Below are 22,619 nucleotides of genomic sequence, written 5' to 3'. Positions count from 1 at the left end.
ATTGCCTAAAACTCATTGGATTGATGCTGCTTGTGTAGGAAAAGTTGAAACTCTCAAAATACTGACAACAAAAATTTTAACAGTAAAAAGCACGGGGCATAGTTGCAGAAGATTCTGTAGGATCAATAAATTTGGTTTTCCTTGCACTGAGCCTAAAAAAATATTCACTCATGTTTCTACAGGAGATTTTGTTAAGGCTACTTTGCACAAAGATCGTAAAAACATAACTTCTGGAAAGTATGTAAGTCGTGTTAAAACTCCCACAAAAAACGGATGTGAGATTGTTATCAATGGTTTTAGAGTTGAATTTTCAACAATGAAAGATATTACTAAGGTTCATTGTAGTGACGGGTATAGCTACGTTTGACTACGGACAACTACAATTTTATGAGATTAAATGCAAAGACTGATTTATATAGTTGCGGGTTTCGTATGGCACATACTAACGCCCCATGTCCGCCCATTGAATGACCAAAAATACCTTGTTTATCCGGTTGTATGGGGAATTTTGCGGCAATTAGAGCAGGTAATTCCTGGACTATATAACTATACATTTGGTAATGCTGATGCCAAGGTTTCTCGGTAGCATCTACATAAAAGCCCGCACCTGTACCAAAATCCCATTCGTCATCTTCACCGACAATACCTGTGTTGCGGGGGCTAGTATCTGGTGCGACTAATATCAAGCCGTACTCAGCTGCGTAGCGTTGCGCCCCAGCCTTGAGCATAAAATTTTCTTCTGTACAAGTCAAGCCAGAAAGGAAATAGAGGACAGGTGCTGGCTGTTGAGTGGCTTGTGGTGGTTGATAGACGGCGAAGCGCATTTCACCGTTACAGGTGGAGGAAAGGTGAGAGCAAGTCCTAAGTTGACAATTTCATAGACAAAACTATACTTATATTGACAAAAATCAATATATATTTTAGGAAAAAATCAACTACTTGATATATAATACGGTGATATCAAGTATTGAATTGAGACTATTGCCGACGCGAAAACCAAGCAATGATGGTGGTAGTCTTTTTCAGAAACTTAATTGGAACACAATCGCGTCTGGCTAAGGCGTGAAAGTCTACTGAGGGATAACTGCTCCCATGCTCCCGTTGAAGTAGAAAGTAAAGTCTAGTTTTGTCTAGGTTTTATATAGCAGTAAAAGCCGAGTTTGCCACCAAAGCTTTGATATTCTGAGATCAGGTTCAGATTAGTCATGAATCAAATCATCATTTGCCGGTTGTTCTGGATAAAAGCGATCGCTGAGAATTTGTTCTATGGTATAACGACTAAAGGTCTTTTCACCCCGTCTAGGTAGGTTGTGTTGTTCGCGTCAGCGTTGCGGAGCAATGGAACGAAACCCAACATTTACGCGAATTTGTTGGGTTTCACTTCGTTCTACCCAACCTACAATTTTTTTAAAATGTGACTACACTGCGAATTGATTCACCTTTGTGCATTAAATCAAAAGCTGTATTAATCTCCTCAATAGGCATGACATGAGTAATTAAATCATCAATATTTATTTTACCATCCATATACCAATCGACAATTTTTGGCACATCTGTACGCCCCCTAGCGCCACCAAATGCCGAACCTTTCCAAACGCGTCCAGTTACTAATTGAAATGGACGCGTTCTGATTTCTTGTCCAGCACCAGCCACACCAATAACGACACTCACGCCCCAACCTTTATGACAGCATTCTAAGGCTTGACGCATCACATTCACATTGCCAATACATTCAAAAGTATAATCAGCACCGCCTTTGGTTAAATCAACCAAATAAGGCACTAAATCACCCTCAACTTCTTGGGGATTAACAAAGTGCGTCATCCCAAACTTTTCTGCTAAAGGGCGTTTGCTGGGATTAATATCTACCCCGACAATCATATTTGCTCCTACCATCCGCGCCCCTTGGATGACATTTAAGCCAATACCGCCTAAGCCGAAAACTACAACATTTGCGCCTGCTTCCAGTTTTGCTGTATTAATTACAGCACCCACACCAGTAGTTACACCGCAGCCAATATAACAAACTTTATCAAAGGGAGCATCTGGGCGAATTTTGGCGACGGCGATTTCTGGTAAAACTGTGTAATTAGCAAAGGTAGATGTTCCCATATAATGATGTAGCATTTCTCCACCAATACTAAAGCGACTCGTACCATCAGGCATGACACCGCGCCCTTGGGTAACGCGAATTGCTTGACAAAGATTAGTTTTCATGCTTAGACAATATTCACACTGTCGGCATTCTGGGGTATATAGGGGAATGACATGATCTCCTGGTTTGAGGCTTGTGACACCAGCACCAACTTCTACCACCACACCCGCGCCTTCATGTCCCAAAATTGCGGGAAATAAACCTTCAGGATCATTACCGGAAAGGGTGTAAGCATCGGTATGGCAAACCCCAGAGGCTTTAATCTCAATTAAAACTTCCCCGGCTCGTGGTGGCGATAGTTCCACGGTTTCAATAGTTAACGGCTTACCCGCGCCGTAAGCAACTGCTGCTTTAACTTGCATTATGTTATAAAAATTTTGTTATGGGCTGTTATGAGTGTATATTAGGGAAGGCTATAAATTCATATCTTGCACCAGGCGACTATAAGTCGCGGCTACACAGGCGAAACCCACCTACGCGGGTTGAAAACCTTAATTTTATGTTAGTCCGCGCAGGCGAGAGGATACAGCAAGATTTAGCCAAAGTTTAGATTTTCTTAAGCGTAATAAATTTCGTAATTTTACTGATAATATAAGTCTGGAATGATGTTCTGTACATTTGTAGCTTTGTATAGGCACTACCTAGACTAACCATTATGCACATTAATACATAAACGATGAAAGAAAAAAAAATAGCTGAGTTTTCCCTAGCAGATGGAACTAAATTCCTGGTGGAAGTTGATGAACCAGAAGGTCGTGGAATTGAGCGAGTTGCTCTCCCATCAGGAAGACAAGTCCTCAAGGCGCAGCAGACATTTGAAGAAGCCTTAGAGAACATTAAACCCGTGGCTTCTACTATTATCTCTAAATTACGCGACCTCAACCAACCCGCCGATGAGGTAGAGGTTAAATTTGGTCTGAAGTTAACGGCGGATGCTGGAGCTATTTTTGCGTCTGTTGGGGGCGAAGTTAGCTATGAAATTACTTTGAAATGGAGTAGTAAAGGACAGGGTAATGGTTAATGAATGCTATTGATTTTAATAGTCATAAAAATTCAATTATTCGGATATTTTATCAGAAAGATGTGGTTGGTATTGGCTTTCTGGTGGCAGAAAAGTATGCTTTGACTTGCGCTCATGTCGTGGGAGAGGCATTATTAATTTCTAGCTCGATAGCAAATATACCTGATGGAGAAATTCAGGTTGATTTTCCCTTAGCTAATTCTACTGAGAAAATTAAGGCGACGGTTGTTTGTTGGCATCCTACATCTGACTTAAATTCGGATGTATTAATTGAAGATATTGCTGTTTTAAAGCTGGAACACTTACCTTCTCAAGCCCAAGTAACTAAGTTAATTTTATCAGAAAATCTCTCAAAGCATCCATTTAAAGTTTTTGGTTGTCCCCAGGGTGTTGCTTTTGGAGTTTGGGCAACTGGGGTATTATCAGATCAAAATGCTAAACAATGGGTACAACTGGAAGATACTAAGGTGACTGGATACGCTATTGCTAAAGGATTTAGTGGTTCTCCGGTTTGGGATGAACAATTACAGGGAGTAGTTGGGATGGTAGTTGCAGCAGATACTAGGCGAGAAGCTGCAAGAGCCTCTTTTATGATTCCCAATCAAACTTTAGTCAAGGCTTGGCAATATTTGAAGTCAGTTGTTATTACAAGTAAGCCCATAGAGAAGTCAGTTAAGCCAGCTTTGTTACCAGCCAAGAGAAGGTTTCTAGAACAACGGAAGCAACAATTGGAGGAAAATATTGAAGCGGTGAGTAAGCAGATGAGTTTTGATCCCAATTTATCTAATTATTTGAATTTGGAAAGACAAATTACTTTCTATTTTGAAGAACTTGAAAAGATTGAACGAGAACTTTCTGATTTTTAGATAAATATAATGATTAAAATGACAGATTCTATTCAAACTAAACTAAAATTTCTGCAAGAAAGGAAAAAAGTAATTGAAGAGGATATTGAAGCAATCTGTAAACAATACAATTACAGTTCAAATTGGGTTGACAAGGGCAATTTAGATAGGCAATTTAACGAATATTTACAACGCCTAAAAAAAGTAGACAACGAAATTGAGTTATTAAAAAGTCAAAGTAATTTATCTGTTATACCAAATCAACAACAGCTTATTACGCAAAATTTATCTAAAATTAACTTTTGTGAACCCAAAAAAACTGTCAATGATATACTAGAAAACCGTTTGGGTAAACAAGGAGGAACGGCTTTATTTCTACTGCAAAATACTTCCTTGATGCGAGGAGATTTATGCGTCGCAGAGATTCAATACTCTCTTAGTAGCAAAAGTTATGGTAAATTTAAGTATTGTCCTATCGACCCCTTATTAAGAAAGGATATTTCTGATGAGCGAAGCTTGCTAAATGCGATCGCGGATTATTTTAAGCCAGTTGAATCCCATCCTAATGACCAAAAATACGTTCAGAATATTATTGATCAAATCAGTGCCAGTGTACAGGGAAACAGTATTGTTTTTTTTGATTTTACCAACTGGGATTCTCTTCTAGAAAATGACGATAAACTTTTATCTTGGTTTATTCAGTATTTTTGGCATCCCTTAAACAAAAAACATCAAGAGATTTCCAAGAATTATGCTTGCGTGAAATTTATTTTGTTTATTTCTCTAGGTTCAATGGCTTCTGAATCTTATGGTCATCTGAGTTATTGTTATAATTCAGAGGATTTTGATAGTCTAAAAATCCTAAAGTTACCGTTGCACAACTGGACTGAAGGTAATATTGATGATTGGCTGCAAGAAGTATATGGATTATCTATAAACAAAAGTGAAGAGCTAGCTAAAAGGATTTATAAATTATCTAATACTGGTATTCCCGTTACAGTTTGTTCAAATTTAGAAAAATATTTACATAAATTGCTAGAGGCATAATTAATGAATCCTCCTCCATACACCTTCAAATGCGACCCTAAAGCACGACCTAAAAACCCTCATCCTGATTCCCCCACAGAATTAGAACCATATATTGCAGATAGCGCATTAATTGAAGCCGTAAATTTAGCAATATTTCTACAAAGACCACTTTTAATAGAAGGAGAAGCCGGATGTGGTAAAACTCGATTAGCTGTAGCCATCGCTTATGAATTAGGATTACCCTTTTATCGCTGGGATATTCGCTCAACTACGAAAGTTCAAGAGGGATTATATGAATATGATGCAATTTTGCGCCTCCATGATGTCCAAACCCAAAATTTAAGTCCATCAATTAATCCCCAAACTAAAAAACCTCGAAATCCTCAAGAACCTAAAGATTACCGCGAATTAGGTTCTCTGGGTAAAGCCTTTCAATCCCATGAATGTCCGGCGGTTTTGTTGATTGATGAAATTGATAAGGCTGATGTGGATTTTCCCAATGATTTACTTTCAATATTAGAAAAGCCTTGGAAATTCTTTATTCGAGAAACTGGAGAAGAAATCCAAGCTAATCCAGAAAAATTACCAATTATTATTATTACCAGTAATAAAGAAAAAGGTAGCTTACCCACTCCCTTTTTACGACGCTGTTTATATCATTATGTCAGGTTTCCGAATCAACCAGAAGAGTTACAAAAGATTGTTAATGCTCACTATACACAAAAACAGAAAGTAGATAAAACTACCATACCTAAAGCAGATTTAGTCAAGGAAGCGATCGCCAAATTTTTAAAGATACGTGAAGATAAAAACCTGTTTAAGCTCCCTGGTACAAGTGAATTTCTAGATTGGCTGGCTGCCTTAGACCATTTTACCCCAAAACCCTATCCTGTAACTCAACTCCAGCAAGAAAAGACAATTCCCTATCGAGACTTACTCTTTAAATTACGACAAGACTGGCAAAATCCCAATTATCCCTCAGTATGAGTGACTTTAACCCCTATCCTCTGTTAGATCGCCTATTCTACCGCTTGCGGCGGGATGGATTTGCTTTGGGTGTCAGTGAATATTTAGTGACGCTAAAAGCTATTGATGGCGGGTGGGGAACTGAAGATGCAAATGCACTGAAAAAACTTTTAAAATCCCTCTGGTGTCATTCTCTCGCACAACAAGACCAGTTAGAAGTGGTTTTTCGGTCTATCAGTGCTGAAGCAGCCCCAAAAAAGGAAGAATTAAGGGAAAATAACCCAGATTCATCCTCAGAATCAACTCCATCTTCCAATCCTTCCCCTCCATCCTCTGAAGAACAACATCCGACTGTAGACAGTTTTCCCACTCCCACACCGGAGTTTTCCTTACTTCCCGTCAAATCCCCCATTAGTTTATTAGAACAGCAAACAGAGGATCGGGATTTCCAAACTTATGCTCCCATTTCGCGCAGGTATATGGTCTATAGCTGGCGGTATTTACGGCGAATGGTAGGGGATGGTAGAGAGGATATTTTAGATGTCGCCGCAACCATCGCTCAAGTCTGCGAACAGGGATTTTTCTTAGCACCAAAATATGGCCGCAGAGAACGAAATCACGTTGATTTGCTGTTATTAATCGATCAAGAAGGCTCAATGACCCCTTTTCACCACTTTACACGGGATTTGGTTCAAACTGCCCAATACGAAAGTAATATCCAGCAGGTACGGGTTGGTTATTTTCACAATGTACCGGCAAAATATATCTATCGAGATCCCTATTTAACAGAGAAAGTTCTATTGGAGTCAACTTTAGCAGCTGGTGACGGCAATACCAGTATATTAATTGTCAGTGATGGGGGAGCAGCAAGAGGCGATCGCCGTTCCCAAAGATTTTCAGCTACGGCGGAAGTTTTGTGGCAAATTAAACAACATACCAAGTTAATCGCTTGGTTAAATCCCATACCCCCAGAACGCTGGCGCGGAACTACAGCCCAATTTATCGCCAATTTATTACCAATGTATCCCCTTGATCCTCATGGCTTAAATCAGGCGATCGCCGAGATTCGTTAAAAAGGATATTTTCTCAACCATCATTTCATTCGTTTTAGAGAACTCCACAGAATGATTGATCCAAAAGCTGTCATTGTGAGCGAAACGGAGTGTAGCGAAGCAATCCCAAGATTTTGCGGTTGCTTCATTTCGCTTCGCTCCATTCGCAATGACAATTGGGCATTTCTTTTTGTGGAGGTCTCTTAAAGCTTCAGGTGAAGGGTATCTATTGACATCAATTAATAATTGTCTTTCTATGATATCATTTCCGGCAAATTACTTGTCATTACGAACGTAGCGATAGCGAAGTGAAGTAATCGCAGAGTCCAGGCGATTGCTTCGTTTCACTTCGTTGCACATGGCTAACGCCACGCTCCGCGAACGCAATGACATATCGTAAGTGATTAAGCGGACTTGATATGAGGCGATCGCTATTATTAAACTGTAAGTAGGTAGGCACAAATAAAAACTATGTAACTAAAAGTAAAAACCTCAAAACCCTTGCGATTGCTTCACTCCGCTACGCTCCGTTCGCAATGACATACCTTGAAATTTTTCCGCCTACCTATTTAAAGCATAATTAATCTCTCTAGTCAGAAACTGATTTAAGGTATTGATGAGCTTTAGCTTTTGCCAATCGGATCAGATGCTCTATCACTAAAAACTGCTCAAGTTCAGTTTTTTCAGACGAAGATAAATCTCCTATTTTGGCGCGTTCAACTAAATCTACTATCTGTTCTTTCGTCGCCTCAGAAAATTGAAACTTGGTCACTCTTTCTGAGCTAGTTCCTTGAGCGATAAAATCAATAAACTCATCGTATATTTTTTGAGTCTTTGTTACAGTCGTCATGGTCATTTTGCCAATAATTAGAGCAATCGACAATTCAATTATATTATAGATAATCAGATGGTAAAATTAAAGATTTTGGTACTGGCAATCTTGGCGAACTATGAATACTCCCTTATCTGATGAATTAATTCAAGAAATAGCCGAGCAGCAAATTAACCGCTTTGTGGGACGATTTGAGCCATCCTATGAATATTTAGCTGCTCACTGCGCCTTACCTTTGGTCTTGACTCCTGAATTGGTCAATTATATCCGAGTGCAATTTTTACTCAACGAAGAAGTTCCTTGGATAGCAGAAGCAGATTTACTGTTGTCGGATTTGTGTCGTCCAGTGGGTTATGAATTGTACGCCATGACTCCGGTTGTCAGGTCAAATTTATTAGCAAAATTTACACAAGAACCTTTTCAGGATAAATTTGGCAGAAATCGTCTCAAGTCTATAGCCCAATTATTGCTGGACTATGTAACTTATTTAATGCGAACTCACCCCCATAAACCAGACCAATTGCAAGCGCAACAATGGGCTGCAATGGTTTATTTAGATGAACAGCGCACTCAAGCTGAAGAGGAAATAAGAAATGCGTTACAAGCATTAGTTGAAGGTGGAAAAAATGGACAAGCAGAATTAGCCCGGTTACAGCGTCTGATTACAGAGTTTCAACCCCAGTTAAGTCAGTATGACTCATTAAGAGAACTTGCTGAAGAAGTTGGCAGGTTGCTCAAAGGTGAAATTCCTCCACCTCGTCCAATGGTGTTTGAATATCAAACGCCTACAGTGAACCGTCGCGGAGAAATTATTAAGACAGAAACCAAAACCGCCCAATATTTCAGCGAACACCTGCCGAATAATGTCACTTTAGAAATGGTGTCTATTCCCGGTGGTCAATTCTTCATGGGTTCACCAAAAAATGAAGCTCAAAGTTATGATGACGAAAGACCTCAGCATGAAGTCACAGTTCCGCCATTCTTTATGGGTAAATACCCCATCACTCAAGCACAATGGCGGGCTGTAGCCGCTCTCCCGCAAGTAAATAGGGAACTGAAGCCTGACCCATCGAATTTTAAAGGTGACAATTTACCAGTAGAACAAATTTCTTGGTATGAAGCGGTGGAGTTTTGTGATAGACTAAAAGCACACACCAAAAAAGACTACCGATTGCCTAGTGAGGCTGAATGGGAATACGCTTGTAGAGCAGGCACGACAACTCCATTCCACTTTGGCGAAACTATTACATCGGATTTAGCAAATTACAGTGCTGAAACTACCTATGGTGATGAGCCAAAAGGTAAATCCGTAGGTCAGACAAGTCCAGTAGGCAGCTATGTAGCCAATGCCTTTGGATTATATGATATGCACGGTAATGTTTGGGAATGGTGTTATGATCATTGGCATGAAAATTATAAAGGCGCACCCAATAATGGTAGTGCTTGGCTAACCAAGAATAATGATAATGATAATCAATCGCGGCTGCTGCGCGGTGGTTCCTGGAACTTCAATCCGGGGTATTGCCGTTCTGCGTATCGTCTCAACCTCGACCCGGACCATAGGAGCAACGGCATCGGTTTTCGGGTTGTAGTTTCCGCCGCGAGGACTTAATTCTTTACACTCTTGCTCTTGAGTCCTCTCCGCTTTTTCTTTTTCCCTAACCCCCCGCCGAAGGCGGCCGATATTTTTTTTATATTTAGCACGACTATCTATAGTATGCAAGAAGTGGTAAATTTTGTCAAGATGTTTTCGTAGCCTAAAAATTTATCATTGACCCAATGCCAGATTTACCAATTGTCCAAAAAACCTACGACCTGATTAAATGGTATGTCCCAATTTTGAATCGTCTACCCAAAAAACATAAATTTACTTTAGGGGACAGGATGATCATAGGATTGTACGACTTCCTCGAAGGTCTTATTTTAGCACGATACGCCCAAGAAAAGTTAACTCAGCTAGAACTATTAAATGCTAAATTAGACATCCTGCGTCATCAAACCAGATTATTATTTGATTTTCGGGAATTTGATCAGCGACGATATGAATATGTTGGTCAACTGCTAAATGAAATCGGCAATGAATTAGGGGGCTGGATTAAACAACAGCGCCAAAAGGCCAAGAAATGAAACGATATAACAATCTTTATCCTCAAATCACAGATTTTAGTAATTTAATATTAGCGGCACGTCAGGCACAAAAAGGAAAGCGGTTTCGAGAAAATATTTTAAAATTTAACTATAATTTGGAAGCTGAACTGGCAAAAATTAAAACTCAGTTAGAGTCAAAAACTTATCAACCAGGACGCTACAAAACTTTTGAGATTTGTGAACCCAAGCATCGTTTAATCTCTGCCGCACCCTACCGAGATAGAGTAGTGCATCATGCCCTATGCAATATTATAGTGCCAATTTTCGAGCCAACTTTTATTACTGATTCTTATGCCAATCGGTTGGGTTTTGGGACTCACCGCGCTTTACGTCGCTTCACTACCTTTGCTCGTTCTCACCGCTATGTTTTGCAGTGCGACATTAAAAAATATTTTCCCAGTATTAACCACGAAATTCTCAAATCTCTGCTACACCGCAAACTAAAATGTCAAGACACTCTGTGGTTGGCAGAAACTATTATTAATAGCAGTAATCCTCAAGAATCTGTAATTGACTATTTTCCTGGGGATGATTTACTTTCGCCCTTACAAGGACGCAAGGGATTACCTATTGGCAATCTCACCAGTCAATTTTTCGCCAATGTTTATCTGAATAATTTAGATCATTTTGTCAAGGAGCAAATAAAAGCCCAGAATTATGTCCGCTATGTTGATGATTTTGCCTTGTTTTCAGATGACTATGGATTTTTAGCAGCAGCAAAATTAGCCATAGAAGAACACTTGATCAATCTGAGGCTAAAACTGCATCCAGTAAAAAGTCAATTATTTGAAACTCGACATGGAGCAAGTTTTCTAGGATTTCGCATTCTACCAGATACAATCCGAGTGCGAACTGAGAATCTGCGAAGGGGACGGCAAAGATTAAAACAGCTGCAAAGTGACTACAGTCAAGGTAAGATTGAGTTTAAAGACGTACATAGTTCAATTGAAAGCTGGGTAGCCCACATTACATACGGGGACACTTGGCGATTACGTCAACAGATATTCGCATCTCTTGTATTTACGAGAGAGTGAAGAAGGGGCAGGCACTTCCGGCTGCTGCGCGGTGGTTCCTGGAACAACAATCCGAGGAATTGCCGTTCTGCGTATCGTAACAACAACGACCCGGACAATAGGAACAACAACATCGGTTTTCGGGTTGTAGTTTCCGCCGCGAGCGCTCTTCTGTGCCAGAGTCGGCGTATGGGAATGCGTCGAGCGTGCCGAAGAAGAGTCCAGACCTGTTCCTGTGATGTCGGTGACGATATCCGAAAATAAAACTGAGTTGGGTAGCTTGGTAGGTGCAAACCGAACAGTTGCTCAACTCTACAAATAAATTGCAATAGATGAATTAGTCAAATTTGAGTAGATAAAGTACTGCGATCGCTCATTCCCCAAACTGCACTACATTTTGTATGGGGTCTTGCGTCCAGGAAAATTGCCCAATTGCTTTTGCCGATGATATTGGTACATTAGTTACAGGCGGCAAACCTGGACAATGATATCAAGCCGCCAGAATTTTGCTAACTTTGATCTTATCTTTATTGTTACAAAGCTTATGAACCCTGCCCTAACGAAAATTGGCGCTCAAATGTCTAACCTGACTGGTGTAAGAGCGATTATGAAGGACATTGTAGAAACGTTAAAAGCTGGGGCGGGGCAAGAATTTATGAATTTGAGCGCTGGGAACCCGTTGATTTTGCCGGAGGTGGAACAGTTATGGCGCGACTGTACGGCGGAGTTATTGGCTAGTTCGGAATACGGTGAGGTGGTTTGTCGTTACGGTTCCAGTCAGGGTTATGCTCCGTTAATTGAGGCGATCGCCAATGACTTCAACAAGCGCTATGGTTTAAACTTGAGCGATCGCAATATCTTAATTACACCCGGTAGTCAAAGCCTTTACTTCTACGCTGCCAATGCCTTCGGTGGATACACAAATAACGGTGAACTCAAACAAATCGTTTTACCTCTCAGTCCCGACTATACGGGTTATGGCGGTGTCTGTTTAGAGCAAGAAGCCTTAAAAGCCTATAAACCAACTTTGGATATTGATGCTGCGGCTCACAGGTTTAAATATCGTCCAGACTTCAGCCAACTATCAATTACAGAAAGCACGGGTTGTGTCCTTTTCTCTCGTCCCTGTAACCCCACAGGTAATGTTCTCAGCGACGATGAAGTGAAAAAAATTGCGGCTTTGGCTGCACCTCATGATGTACCTGTGTTGATTGACTCGGCTTATGCGCCGCCTTTCCCAGCTTTGAATTTCACAGAAATGACACCAGTGTTCGGTGAGAATATTTTACACTGCCTGAGTTTATCCAAAGCCGGATTACCCGGTGAACGTATCGGTGTCGCTATTGGTGATGAAGGCATTATCCAAGCATTGGAGTCCTTTCAGACAAATTTGTGTATTCATCCTTCACGCTATGGACAAGCGATCGCCGCTAGTGCTATTAATTCTGGTGCTTTAGCTAAAATCGCTGAAGAAGTGATTCGTCCCTTCTACCAGAAAAAATTTGCTGTGCTAGAAGATACTTTAGATACAGCAATGCCCAAGGATTTACCTTGGTTCCTCCATCGCGGTGAAGGTGCTATTTTTGCTTGGTTGTGGCTCCAGGATTTACCCATCACTGATTGGGAATTCTACCAAGAATTAAAGCAAGTGGGTGTGATTGTTGTTCCTGGTAGTAGCTTTTTCCCTGGTTTGCGGGAAGAATGGCCGCACAAGCATCAGTGTTTACGCATTAGTCTGACTGGTAGTGATGCGGAAATTGTCACGGGTATGCAACTTTTGGCACAAGTGGCTGAACGAGTTTATCAGCGTGCTGTTGTGAGTGCTTAAGATTATGAAAACGAACCGCCAAGGCGCAAAGGTCGCCAAGAAGAAGCAGGGGAGCAGGGCGCAGGGAGCAGGGGGGAAGTTTCTCAACCCAGTCCCGAATCTTGATGAATGGTTGGAAATTGGGAAGATTGTCGCTCCTCAAGGTTTGTCTGGGGAGTTGCGGGTTTATCCGGAGTCGGATTTTCCGGAGCGGTTTGAGGTTCCGGGAACTCGTTGGTTATGGCATCCTGGTGATAGGGAACCACAACCTGTGGAGTTGTTGTCAGGACGTTATGTGGAGGGGAAAAATCTTTGTATAATTTCTTTGGCTGGTGTGAGAAATCGCAATGATGCTGAGGCTTTGCGCGATTATAAGTTGATGGTTCCCGCAAGCGATCGCCCCCAATTAGGCGAAGATGAATATCATGTCACCGATTTGATCGGGATGTTGGTATTTATGCAGGAATCTGGGGAACTTGTGGGGGAGGTGGTAGATGTCATTCCGGCTGGTAATTTTTTATTGGAAGTCAAATTGCATCAGCAAATTCCCGATGTCGAGTCAGAAACATTACAGCCGCAATCACCGAAGAAACTTTTGATACCTTTTGTTAAGGCGATCGCCCCTGTGGTAGATTTACCATCCCGTCGCATTGAAATTACTCCCCCCCCTGGGTTGCTAGAACTAGCCATTGGGTAATAGTCATTGGTCATTGGTCATTGGTCATTGGTCATTGGTCATTGGTCATTGGTCATTGGTCATTGGTCATTGGTCATTGGTCATTGGTCATTGGTCATTGGTCATTGGTCATTGGTCATTGGTCATTGGTCATTGGTCATTGGTCATGGGGAAGTTACCGTCTTCTCCCCCTGCACCCTGCGCCCTGCTCCCCTGCCTCTTCTCCCCACTTCCTACTTCCTAATTTCCATCTGCTTGGCTATGCCTCCGGGCGCGGAAAGTATCAAAGTTGTAGTTGCTGCTGCTATGATGCCCATCATGGCTAGGCATAGCAGAACTGTTTTATGTCTGAATTTTATTGCCGCAACTGAAGTATCCATGTTATTATCAGTACAATTAACTTGAATTGGCTGAAGTGCTTTTAAAGCCAAAGATGCATTAGCATAGCGGTATTTACTCTGACATTTCACCAATTTCATCAACCACGATTTAAAACGCGGATTAAGTTGGGGAAATAGTTTCTGGAAATTAAAGCAATACTTATGATCTATTAACTTACAAATATCAATAGAACTGGTATCAGTAAGTAAGCAAATCAGTGTCACCCCTAAACTATACAAGTCCGAAGCTTGGGTGAGGGTATGACCAAGTTGTTCCTCTGGTGGCATAAAACCGGGAGTTCCAGAAGCTAAACTGCTCAGAGCCATTTTCACTCCCTGTAACCTAGCTAAGTCAAAATCAACCAAGTAAGCATTTAGCTGTTCATCAACTAAGATGTTTTCTGGCTTAATATCCCGGTGAATAATTGGGTCGGTGCGTTGTTGCAGATAAACTAAAATCTCTAAAATTGATACCGCTATTTGTTTGATTTCTTCCGGGTTAAAGCTGTGACTTAACCCCAGCGATGGAGCGTTTTTATACTCCTGTACTAGATAAAAATTATTTGGCGTTTCAAAAGAGTCTATGTAGCGAGGGATACGAGGATGATCAAGTTGTTGCAAGATTTGAATTTCACGTTCATAAGTTTTCAAACCCGACCAGTCAGCACTCGTACTAGCAAAATTGAACTCTTTAATGACTACCTGTTGATGAGATTTACAAACCTTAGCCAAGTAAGTAATACGCCCTTCTACCTGGTTGCGTCCTAGTTCTCTAATAACTTGATAGCCTAGCTCAGAAAAATTAGGATAATGACTTAGGCTAATTGGCTCTCGATTATCTACATCAAGCTCCATTAAACTTACCATTTGAGTTTGATTTTGTCAAGGTGCAATTAAATCAGTGAACAGTTATCAGTAAACAGTTATCGCAACCGCCAAGGTTGTTAGGACATGACAAAAACCTAAAATCCAGTCACAGCGAGTCTTTGACTTTTGACTTTTGACTTTTGACTTTTGACTTTTGCTATATCAGACCTATGTTCAGAGGATGTAGGGAATATTTTTGATGGGGAAGTCCCTAAAGGCTGCGAATGAAACTGTTCACTGATAACTGTTAAAAAATTAAGAGGTAGTCACCCAGTTTAACAACCCTTGTATGCTCAATTATGAATTCTGCCCCAACCAAGCAACAATTTGGGCGTTAACAACCTCTGGAACTTCATCGTGGGGACAATGACCCGCGTTAGGAATGGGAACAATCTTGATATCTTTGCCATGATCACACGCCTGTTCATAAATCTTGGCTCCGGTAATTGGTGTCCAAGGATCATCAGCACCCCATATTACTAATAAAGGACGTTGGATTTTGGGCAATAGTTCCTCTGGAGTAGGGCCAGGAGGGGCTGTGAGGATGGAGGCGAAGACTTGCTGCGCTCCGGGGTCACAAGATGGAGTATAAAGAATATCGATTAGTTCATCTGTGACGGCTTCACGGTTGCGATAAACTTGGTATAGGGTGCGACGAATTTGGGATTTTTGACGAATGCGATTATAAACAAATTTACCTGTAATAGGCGATCGCACAAATCTGTTAAAAGCTCCCATCACCATCCGTAAAGGTGGGTTTAACTCATGGGGACGATGACTCAAACCACCAGCCGAGTTAATTAAAACACCACCAGCCGTAATTTCTGGATGTTCAGCCAGCACCATCAAGCTTAAAAGCGCACCAATGGAATTACCGATAAATACCGCAGGTTCTTGGATGTGTTCTGCCCAAAAATCTTTCAGCAGTTCTACCCAGACTTCTACAGTATAATCAATTGCTGCTTTATCTGAACCACCGAACCCCAAAAGATCCAAAGCAAAAACCCGATAGCCTGCGTTGGCTAAAACAGGGATATTTTTCCGCCAGTGTCCAATAGAAGCACCAAAGCCGTGAACCAGTACCAAGGGGCGACCTGTACCCATGACGGTATATTGAATTTTGTAACCTTGCCAAGTCCAAACCAGTTTTTCTAAGGTTGCTAAAGGTAGCTGCTGTGTAGTTCCGGTCATTATTAAAATTTATGAAGTATTACTCTATATGATATTCTCCCTGACAGTTAAGAATTTTGGCAAAAATGCTATTTGCCTTGGCTAAATAATTTCCACAATATTTCCCAATTGAAGCTGATGCAAGGAACTATTGACTCTTGACACAAGGAGCAAAAAATGTTATGATTAATGGTTAACTCATTTACGCTGATATCAATGGTAGTTTGAAGATTTGACGTAAAGTAGTCCCGACAGCGTTTAGTCTAGGGATAGGGGGCGTTGTAGTTAGCCCTGTCGGGGTTATTCCCGGCAAACAAATGGCATGAGATATTTGTCTATGCTTTTTGGAACTATTAAGCTATTAACAGTAAACCAGCGAGGGTAAACATCATGATTCTGCCAGGATCAACAGTTCGCGTTAAGAATCCCGCCGACACCTATTATCGCTACGAAGGACTTGTACAACGTGTCAGTGATGGCAAAGTCGCTGTACTATTTGAAGGTGGCAACTGGGATAAATTAATTACCTTTCGCCTATCAGAATTAGAACTCGTAGAACTGACAGCCGGACGAAAAGGGAAATAGATTCATAGTCATGAGTGATCAGTGATTAGTCATGAGTCATTAAAACACTGGTGACTAATCACTACAGACTAATGGCCAAGGACTAATAATTAATATGCGTCTACCTTTACCACAGTTTACCACAGGCGATCGCCACCCCAACCACATTGCGGAGGTGATCGAAACTACTTCTACCGAATTTCTCTCACAGTGTTTGGAACCAGAAGACTTAAGTTTTCCCCCCATCCCGCCGTTTGGTAGTTGGGTTTGTGCTGTGGATGAAGAGTCAGGCAATCAAATTTATGCTGTGTTGTATCACGCTACAACCATGCCCATAGATTCTGTACATCGGGCTGTAGCTTTGGGGTTGTCATTGCAGGATTTACGCGAGGAACAACCCCAAATTTTTGCCATGCTCAAAACTGAATTTCGAGCAGCGATTGTGGGGTTTCGGCATTCCTCCCACTCTTTAGGGACAAACCAAGGGATATATCAGTACTTACCACCTCGTCCTCCGCAAATTCACCAAGCTGTTTATCTCTGTGAACCAGAAGCCATCATTAAATTCACTGAGGAACTAGATTTTTTGCGGACATTACTGACTATAACTAATGCGCCAGTAGAAGCATTAACAGCAGCAGCTATTCGCCATGTTTACCAGTTACGCAAAACTGACCGACAATGGCTAATTAAAGCTGGACGGACTCTGAGCGTTTTATTAAAAGATGACTACGATCGCCTACGGTTTATTTTAAGTCAAATCCATCCATAGGTAGTTAATTATTAGACAACTACTTATGTAGTTTAAATGAAGTTTTGTTAAATTTTTCGCCAGTGTGGCTTTTATATTAAGTCAAACTCCTTCTAAATAATCCTCAATTCACGTCGCTCCTTACAGTCCAATCTATGGAATTAATCTTACAAGTTCTCACCGAACCAACTTATCAAGTTCTGGGCGAGGAACCAATTGTTACCTTTGCTGTTTTGGTAGTGGTCATTTTAGTTATACCCATCCTCTTTGAGAGACTGAGATTACCAGGATTAATCGGCTTAGTCTTCTCTGGGGTAGTACTGGGACCATCAGGCTGGAATTTCTTCCACACAGAATCACCCATTATCAGCCTGTTCTCAAATATTGGCTTACTTTATTTGATGTTTGTCGCAGGTTTAGAAGTAGAAATCAAGCATTTCCGCCGCCGCAAAAAACGTTCCTTGGGATTTGGCATCCTTACCTTGAGTTTCCCCCTAGTCATGGGAACCTTAATCGGACAGATATTTAATTTGGGCTGGAATGCTGCGATTTTAATGGGTTCTTTGTTGGCTTCTTATACCCTTTTGGCATATCCCATTATCAGTCGTCTGGGGGTGGTCAAGAATGAAGCTGTAACTGTCGCAATGGGAGCCACGGTTTTTACCAATCTTAGCGCTGTGCTGATCTTAGCAGTTTGTATAGCTACTACTGACACTGGCCTATTCAGCTTAGATCAACTACTTCCTCTATTGATGTGGTTGAGTGTTTACACCATGATCATTTTGGTGGGATTTGATTGGGCTGGCAAAGAATTTTTCCGGCGATGTGGAGACAACGAGGGTAATAAGTTTTTGTTTGTGTTACTTACCGTGTTTCTGGCTGGGGTAGGCGCTCAATTCATTGGCGTAGAAACAATTGTCGGAGCCTTTTTAGCAGGTTTGGCGGTAAATGAAACCGTAGGTGAAGGGCCAGTTAGGGAAAAGGTGGTATTTATTGGCAGTGTCCTATTTATTCCCATTTTCTTGGTTAGTTTTGGCTTAATGATCGATTTACCTGCTTTGATGACCAGCATTAGCACCCTGCAATTAACGCTTTTGATGATCGTCGGTTTAATTAGCAGCAAATTCATCGCCGCTTTATTCACAAAACTGCTTTACCGCTACAACTGGGGGGAAATACTGACTATGTGGTCGCTATCAATACCTCAGATGGGGACAACTTTAGCAGCTACTGTAGTGGGTTATCGGTCTGGGTTGTTACCAGAGGCAGTGTTAAATAGTGTGGTTGTGTTAATGGTTGTTACCTCACTCTTAGGGCTATGGATGACCAATCACACAGCTGTGGCTTTGGTTTCCACCGCAGTTCCCGAAGTACCTACTACCAGTTTATCTGAGGAGAAGACAGAAGCAAAACACAGTCCTTTGACCATAGTTGTCCCTGTGTATAATCCTCAAACGCAGCAGTATTTGCTGGAAATGGCGGCATTATTGGCAAATCAAGCTAAAGGTAAAATTATACCATTGGCGATCGCCACTGCTGCGGCTCAAATGGATGCACCAGAGTTAGAAGCTTCTCTGCGTCGCAGTGAATGGTTACTAGCAAAAGCCACAGCACAAAGTCGATTATTGGGAGTAGAAGCAGAACCATTGCTGCGAATTGATGATGCTTTTGCTCTAGGTATTAGTAGAGCAGCTCGCGAACAACAGGCGAGTTTAATTATCATGGGTTGGGGTAAACGTCATGGGTTAAGAGCGCGTTTATTTGGCAATGTAATTGATAATGTACTTTGGGCATCTCATTGTCCAGTAGCGGTGACGCGTCTGATGGACTCACCCAAAAAAATTCAACGCATCTTAGTACCCTTAGAAAATTTAACAGCATCATCATTGCAACCTGTACAATTTGCCCAGATGCTGGCTGAGGCTAATCAAGCCCAGGTTACTGTACTCCATGTGTGCATGAATGAAGCTCGTGGTTCCCAGAAAATCGCTACCAAGCGAACGCACCTCGCCGAATTAATGTCTCAATTAGCTGTACCTCATCCCCCAGAAATTCAAATTATCGCTCATCAAAATGCTGCCCAAGCAATTTTACAGGCTGCAAGATTATATGATTTAGTAGTGTTGCCTTTTATCCGAAATCGGACAAATCCTGGTGGGTTAGCTATTAGCGATGTCACAACCCAGTTAGCTGGACAACTTACCTGCTCTATAGTCATGCTGGGAGAACCACAGCACACTCAAAGTAAAATGTCAATACTAGAGATTTCCCACCCTACAGCTGCTATTTAAGCCAGGAAAAATCTGCTTTTTTCGCATCTTTTCACATTGGCTACAGTGTAGAAACAAGTCATCGCATTACCCCAAAATTTTGCCCAACCTCACTTTTTTCTCACCGACATCCCTTTGCTTACCTTCGCGTAGCGTCTCCCTTTGGGAGAAGGACAGGGAAAGGTTTTGGGTAAAAACTAGGGTGAGGTTCCGGTTGAATAATTATAATTAGGCTCAGATAATCTCACGGTAAAATATTGAAAAAAGTTGAGAGGATTAAAGATTTGATGAATTTTTAGCCAAACAAGACAATGAGCAGGGAATGTTTGATACTTTGGTATATGATTAGTCTAAAAAATTGAGTTTAAACTTCACAAAATTAAGTATATACTGCATTAAATTGTTTCTTTCAAATTAGGTCTGTTCGTTATATATTATTTTTGCATGAAAACTGGGTAATCTAAATTATCGTGAGAAATCAACGATAAGTATTAATAAAATAATTCGGAAATTATGAGAATTTTGGTAACGGGCGGTGCTGGGTTCATTGGTTCCCATCTGATTGACAGATTAATACCAGCAGGACATGAGGTAATTTGCTTAGATAACTTTTACACAGGTCATAAACGCAATATCCTCAAATGGATGAATAATCCCAACTTTGAACTCATCCGCCATGACATCACAGAACCAATTCGCTTAGAAGTAGATCAAATTTATCATCTAGCCTGTCCAGCTTCTCCTGTACATTACCAGTACAACCCCGTTAAAACCGTTAAAACTAACGTTATGGGGACAATGAATATGTTGGGACTAGCTAAACGCGTTAAGGCGAGGTTCTTTTTAGCCTCAACCAGCGAAGTTTATGGTGATCCTGAAGTTCATCCCCAACCAGAAGAGTATCGGGGTAGTGTTAATCCTATCGGCATCCGTTCATGTTATGACGAAGGCAAACGCATTGCGGAAACTTTGGCTTTTGATTACTACAGACAAAATAAAGTCGAAATTCGGGTGGCGCGGATTTTCAATACCTACGGACCGAGAATGTTAGAAAACGATGGTCGGGTAGTGAGTAATTTCATCGTTCAAGCGTTACAGGGTAATCCTTTAACTGTTTATGGTGATGGTTCGCAAACTCGCAGTTTCTGTTACGTTTCTGACTTGGTAGAAGGGTTTATACGCCTAATGAATGGCGACTATGTTGGCCCAGTGAATTTGGGAAATCCTGGGGAATACACAATTTTGGAATTGGCGCAAGCTGTACAAAACATGGTGAACCCGGACGCAAAAATTAAGTACGAGTCATTACCATCTGATGATCCGCGTCGTCGTCAGCCTGATATTACTAAAGCTAAAACCTTGTTAAATTGGGAACCTACCATTGGGCTACAAGAAGGGTTAAAACTGACAGTAGAAGATTTCCGTAAGCGGATGACAAGCGATACCTAGTATTTAGATTTGGGGGTAGCGCTTCACGCCGCTCTCAATCTTTGTGCAGGCTCATCTTCTCAGTAGCCTGTACTTCAGTTACTGGTTTTACCAGTGGATAAAAGTGTCATATTTGACAATTTTTTCAAGGCTAACCCCAAAAAAGTGAGGAGTTAAAGTAAATGCGTGTTTGCGTAATTGGTACTGGTTACGTTGGTTTGGTTACAGGTGCTTGTTTAGCTCATATCGGCCATGATGTCATTTGCGTCGATAATAATGAAGAAAAAGTTAAATTAATGAAGTCTGGACAGTCCCCGATTTTTGAGCCGGGACTCTCGGACATTATGCAGTCTGCGATTAAAACAGAAAAAATTCATTTTACTACAGATATAGCTGCCGGAGTTGCTCACGGGGAAGTTCTATTTATTGCTGTGGGAACACCACCTTTACCTACTGGCGAAAGTGATACCCGTTATGTGGAAGCTGTCGCTCGTGGTATCGGCGAAAATCTCAACGGTGGTTATAAGGTAATTGTCAATAAATCTACAGTCCCCATTGGTTCTGGCGACTGGGTACGGATGATTGTTTTAGATGGGATTGTGGAACGTCAGAAAACACTTGTCCCCGCAGGTGGAGTAGCGAGTGGTGAAAAATCACCTGAAGATTTAGCCCAATTTGATGTGGTCAGCAATCCAGAGTTTTTGCGGGAAGGTTCGGCGGTGTATGATACTTTTAACCCGGATCGTATCGTTTTAGGCGGCAATAGTCCTAGAGCGATCGCCTTAATGAAAGAACTGTATACGCCCATTGTGGAACGCCAGTATGCGGTTGATAAATCTTTACCAGCAGTGCCTGTATTAGCTACAGACCTCAGTTCCGCAGAAATGATCAAATATGCTGCTAATGCCTTTTTAGCCACTAAAATTAGCTTTATTAACGAAGTTGCGAATATTTGCGATCGCGTTGGTGCGGACGTAACCCAAGTAGCAAAAGGTATTGGTTTAGATTCCCGCATTGGTAACAAATTTTTAAACGCTGGTATTGGTTGGGGTGGTTCCTGCTTCCCCAAAGATGTCTCCGCACTGATTCACACAGCTGAAGACTATGGCTATGAAGCCCAGATAATGAAAGCTGCTGTGAGTGTCAACGAACGCCAACGTTTAATTGCTTTGGAAAAACTCCAGCAAGTTCTCAAAATTCTCAAAGGTAAAACTGTCGGACTTCTGGGTTTAACCTTCAAGCCAGATACAGATGATATGCGGGATGCGCCAGCACTCAACTTGATTGAGCAGCTAAACCGACTAGGAGCGAAAGTCAAAGCCTATGACCCCATTGTTTCCCAAACAGGTTTACGTCATGGTCTGACAGGCGTGTTAGTGGAAACAGACGCGGAAAGGCTAGCTGATGGTTGCGACGCTTTGGTATTAGTCACCGAATGGCAGCAGTTTAGCAGTCTAGATTACACTAAGATGGCAAAATTAATGAACCATCCGGTAATGATCGATGGTCGTAACTTCCTGGAACCTGAAACTATGGTTAGGGCTGGTTTCCAATATGTCGGTGTGGGACGATAGAAAAACCTCACCCCGCCTTTGACTTGCGTCAAAGTCTCCCCTCTCCTTACTAAGGAGAGGGGTAGGGGGTG

The 22,619-nt window shown here is 41.5% G+C and carries 22 protein-coding genes and 2 pseudogenes; 18 read left to right on the top strand and 6 right to left on the bottom strand.

Annotated elements, in window-relative coordinates; genetic code table 11:
- Positions 1-367 (top strand): annotated as a pseudogene (locus tag NSP_RS05950) (RNA-guided endonuclease IscB); the annotation flags it as partial.
- Positions 368-395: 28 nt separating this feature from the next.
- Here NSP_RS05950 and NSP_RS05945 read toward each other — a convergent pair.
- Positions 396-854, bottom strand: a pseudogene (locus NSP_RS05945) (alpha/beta hydrolase-fold protein); the annotation flags it as partial.
- A gap of 553 nt (positions 855-1,407) precedes the next feature.
- Positions 1,408-2,517, bottom strand: a complete 1,110-nt coding sequence (locus NSP_RS05940; RefSeq protein WP_006199249.1) for an S-(hydroxymethyl)glutathione dehydrogenase/class III alcohol dehydrogenase — start codon at positions 2,515-2,517, stop codon at positions 1,408-1,410.
- A 314-nt stretch (positions 2,518-2,831) separates the two neighbouring features.
- Between NSP_RS05940 and NSP_RS05935 the strand changes: the two genes are divergently transcribed.
- From NSP_RS05935 to NSP_RS05915, 5 genes are read left to right on the top strand one after another with little or no spacing between them, the layout of a single operon-like run.
- A complete protein-coding gene (locus tag NSP_RS05935; protein ID WP_017803889.1) occupies positions 2,832-3,176 on the top strand; it encodes a CU044_2847 family protein in 345 nt (114 codons plus the stop codon).
- Entirely contained in the window at positions 3,176-4,042 is an 867-nt protein-coding gene (locus NSP_RS05930) for a trypsin-like peptidase domain-containing protein (protein WP_006196859.1), read from the top strand. The genes NSP_RS05935 and NSP_RS05930 overlap by 1 nt, the downstream gene beginning before the upstream one ends.
- Before the next feature lie 9 nt (positions 4,043-4,051).
- Complete coding sequence (locus tag NSP_RS05925) at positions 4,052-5,068, top strand: hypothetical protein (RefSeq protein WP_006196858.1); 1,017 nt, start codon at positions 4,052-4,054, stop codon at positions 5,066-5,068.
- Positions 5,069-5,071: 3 nt separating this feature from the next.
- A complete protein-coding gene (locus NSP_RS05920; RefSeq protein WP_006196857.1) occupies positions 5,072-6,037 on the top strand; it encodes an AAA family ATPase in 966 nt (321 codons plus the stop codon).
- Complete coding sequence (locus NSP_RS05915) at positions 6,034-7,089, top strand: hypothetical protein (RefSeq protein WP_006196856.1); 1,056 nt, start codon at positions 6,034-6,036, stop codon at positions 7,087-7,089. The genes NSP_RS05920 and NSP_RS05915 overlap by 4 nt, the downstream gene beginning before the upstream one ends.
- Before the next feature lie 255 nt (positions 7,090-7,344).
- On the opposite strand, the gene NSP_RS26705 is transcribed toward NSP_RS05915, so the two are convergent.
- Together NSP_RS26705 and NSP_RS05910 are read right to left on the bottom strand one after the other, a co-directional pair.
- Positions 7,345-7,530 (bottom strand): hypothetical protein, encoded by a 186-nt coding sequence (locus NSP_RS26705; RefSeq protein ID WP_144360507.1) that lies wholly within the window; start codon positions 7,528-7,530, stop codon positions 7,345-7,347.
- A gap of 127 nt (positions 7,531-7,657) precedes the next feature.
- Complete coding sequence (locus tag NSP_RS05910) at positions 7,658-7,918, bottom strand: hypothetical protein (protein WP_006196855.1); 261 nt, start codon at positions 7,916-7,918, stop codon at positions 7,658-7,660.
- A 100-nt stretch (positions 7,919-8,018) separates the two neighbouring features.
- Here NSP_RS05910 and NSP_RS05905 point away from each other — a divergent pair, with 100 nt between their 5' ends.
- From NSP_RS05905 to NSP_RS25895, 7 genes are all read left to right on the top strand, one after another.
- Positions 8,019-9,512: a formylglycine-generating enzyme family protein gene (locus NSP_RS05905; RefSeq protein WP_006196854.1), complete on the top strand. Its 1,494-nt coding sequence runs from the start codon at positions 8,019-8,021 to the stop codon at positions 9,510-9,512.
- Between the two features lie 167 nt (positions 9,513-9,679).
- The gene (gene avd, locus NSP_RS05900; protein ID WP_006196853.1) at positions 9,680-10,027 is read left to right on the top strand and encodes a diversity-generating retroelement protein Avd; all 348 of its coding nucleotides are present in this window, start codon (positions 9,680-9,682) and stop codon (positions 10,025-10,027) included.
- A complete protein-coding gene (locus tag NSP_RS05895; RefSeq protein ID WP_006196852.1) occupies positions 10,024-11,082 on the top strand; it encodes an RNA-directed DNA polymerase in 1,059 nt (352 codons plus the stop codon). Before avd ends, NSP_RS05895 begins: the two co-directional genes overlap by 4 nt.
- A gap of 21 nt (positions 11,083-11,103) precedes the next feature.
- Positions 11,104-11,325, top strand: coding sequence for an SUMF1/EgtB/PvdO family nonheme iron enzyme (locus tag NSP_RS25145; protein WP_144360589.1), 222 nt, complete (start codon positions 11,104-11,106; stop codon positions 11,323-11,325).
- A gap of 280 nt (positions 11,326-11,605) precedes the next feature.
- Positions 11,606-12,889, top strand: a complete 1,284-nt coding sequence (locus tag NSP_RS05890; protein WP_017803888.1) for a valine--pyruvate transaminase — start codon at positions 11,606-11,608, stop codon at positions 12,887-12,889.
- A 4-nt stretch (positions 12,890-12,893) separates the two neighbouring features.
- Complete coding sequence (rimM, locus tag NSP_RS05885) at positions 12,894-13,565, top strand: ribosome maturation factor RimM (RefSeq protein WP_006196850.1); 672 nt, start codon at positions 12,894-12,896, stop codon at positions 13,563-13,565.
- On the top strand, positions 13,558-13,788 hold the full coding sequence (locus NSP_RS25895) for a hypothetical protein (protein ID WP_006196849.1): 231 nt from the start codon (positions 13,558-13,560) through the stop codon (positions 13,786-13,788). Before rimM ends, NSP_RS25895 begins: the two co-directional genes overlap by 8 nt.
- Here the strand turns inward: NSP_RS25895 and NSP_RS05880 are convergent.
- Together NSP_RS05880 and NSP_RS05875 are read right to left on the bottom strand one after the other, a co-directional pair.
- The gene (locus NSP_RS05880; protein ID WP_006196847.1) at positions 13,778-14,779 is read right to left on the bottom strand and encodes a serine/threonine protein kinase; all 1,002 of its coding nucleotides are present in this window, start codon (positions 14,777-14,779) and stop codon (positions 13,778-13,780) included. The genes NSP_RS25895 and NSP_RS05880 overlap by 11 nt on opposite strands.
- Before the next feature lie 309 nt (positions 14,780-15,088).
- Complete coding sequence (locus NSP_RS05875; RefSeq protein WP_006196846.1) at positions 15,089-15,982, bottom strand: alpha/beta fold hydrolase; 894 nt, start codon at positions 15,980-15,982, stop codon at positions 15,089-15,091.
- Between the two features lie 369 nt (positions 15,983-16,351).
- On the opposite strand from NSP_RS05875, the gene NSP_RS05870 reads away from it, so the two are divergent.
- The 5 genes from NSP_RS05870 to NSP_RS05850 all read left to right on the top strand — a co-directional run bounded on the left by NSP_RS05870 (position 16,352) and on the right by NSP_RS05850 (position 22,548).
- The gene (locus NSP_RS05870; RefSeq protein ID WP_006196845.1) at positions 16,352-16,546 is read left to right on the top strand and encodes an NAD(P)H dehydrogenase subunit NdhS; all 195 of its coding nucleotides are present in this window, start codon (positions 16,352-16,354) and stop codon (positions 16,544-16,546) included.
- A gap of 94 nt (positions 16,547-16,640) precedes the next feature.
- Entirely contained in the window at positions 16,641-17,297 is a 657-nt protein-coding gene (locus tag NSP_RS05865; RefSeq protein ID WP_006196844.1) for an HAS-barrel domain-containing protein, read from the top strand.
- Positions 17,298-17,431: 134 nt separating this feature from the next.
- Positions 17,432-19,567 carry a cation:proton antiporter domain-containing protein gene (locus tag NSP_RS05860; RefSeq protein ID WP_006196843.1) on the top strand — a complete coding sequence of 712 codons (2,136 nt, stop codon included), beginning with the start codon at positions 17,432-17,434 and terminating at the stop codon, positions 19,565-19,567.
- Between the two features lie 492 nt (positions 19,568-20,059).
- Positions 20,060-20,995, top strand: a complete 936-nt coding sequence (locus tag NSP_RS05855; RefSeq protein ID WP_006196842.1) for a UDP-glucuronic acid decarboxylase family protein — start codon at positions 20,060-20,062, stop codon at positions 20,993-20,995.
- A gap of 161 nt (positions 20,996-21,156) precedes the next feature.
- Positions 21,157-22,548 (top strand): UDP-glucose dehydrogenase family protein, encoded by a 1,392-nt coding sequence (locus NSP_RS05850; RefSeq protein WP_006196841.1) that lies wholly within the window; start codon positions 21,157-21,159, stop codon positions 22,546-22,548.
- Positions 22,549-22,619 lie beyond the last annotated feature (71 nt).

Source organism: Nodularia spumigena CCY9414, assembly GCF_000340565.2.
GTDB lineage: Bacteria > Cyanobacteriota > Cyanobacteriia > Cyanobacteriales > Nostocaceae > Nodularia > Nodularia spumigena.
This window is presented reverse-complemented; position numbering and strand designations above follow the sequence as displayed.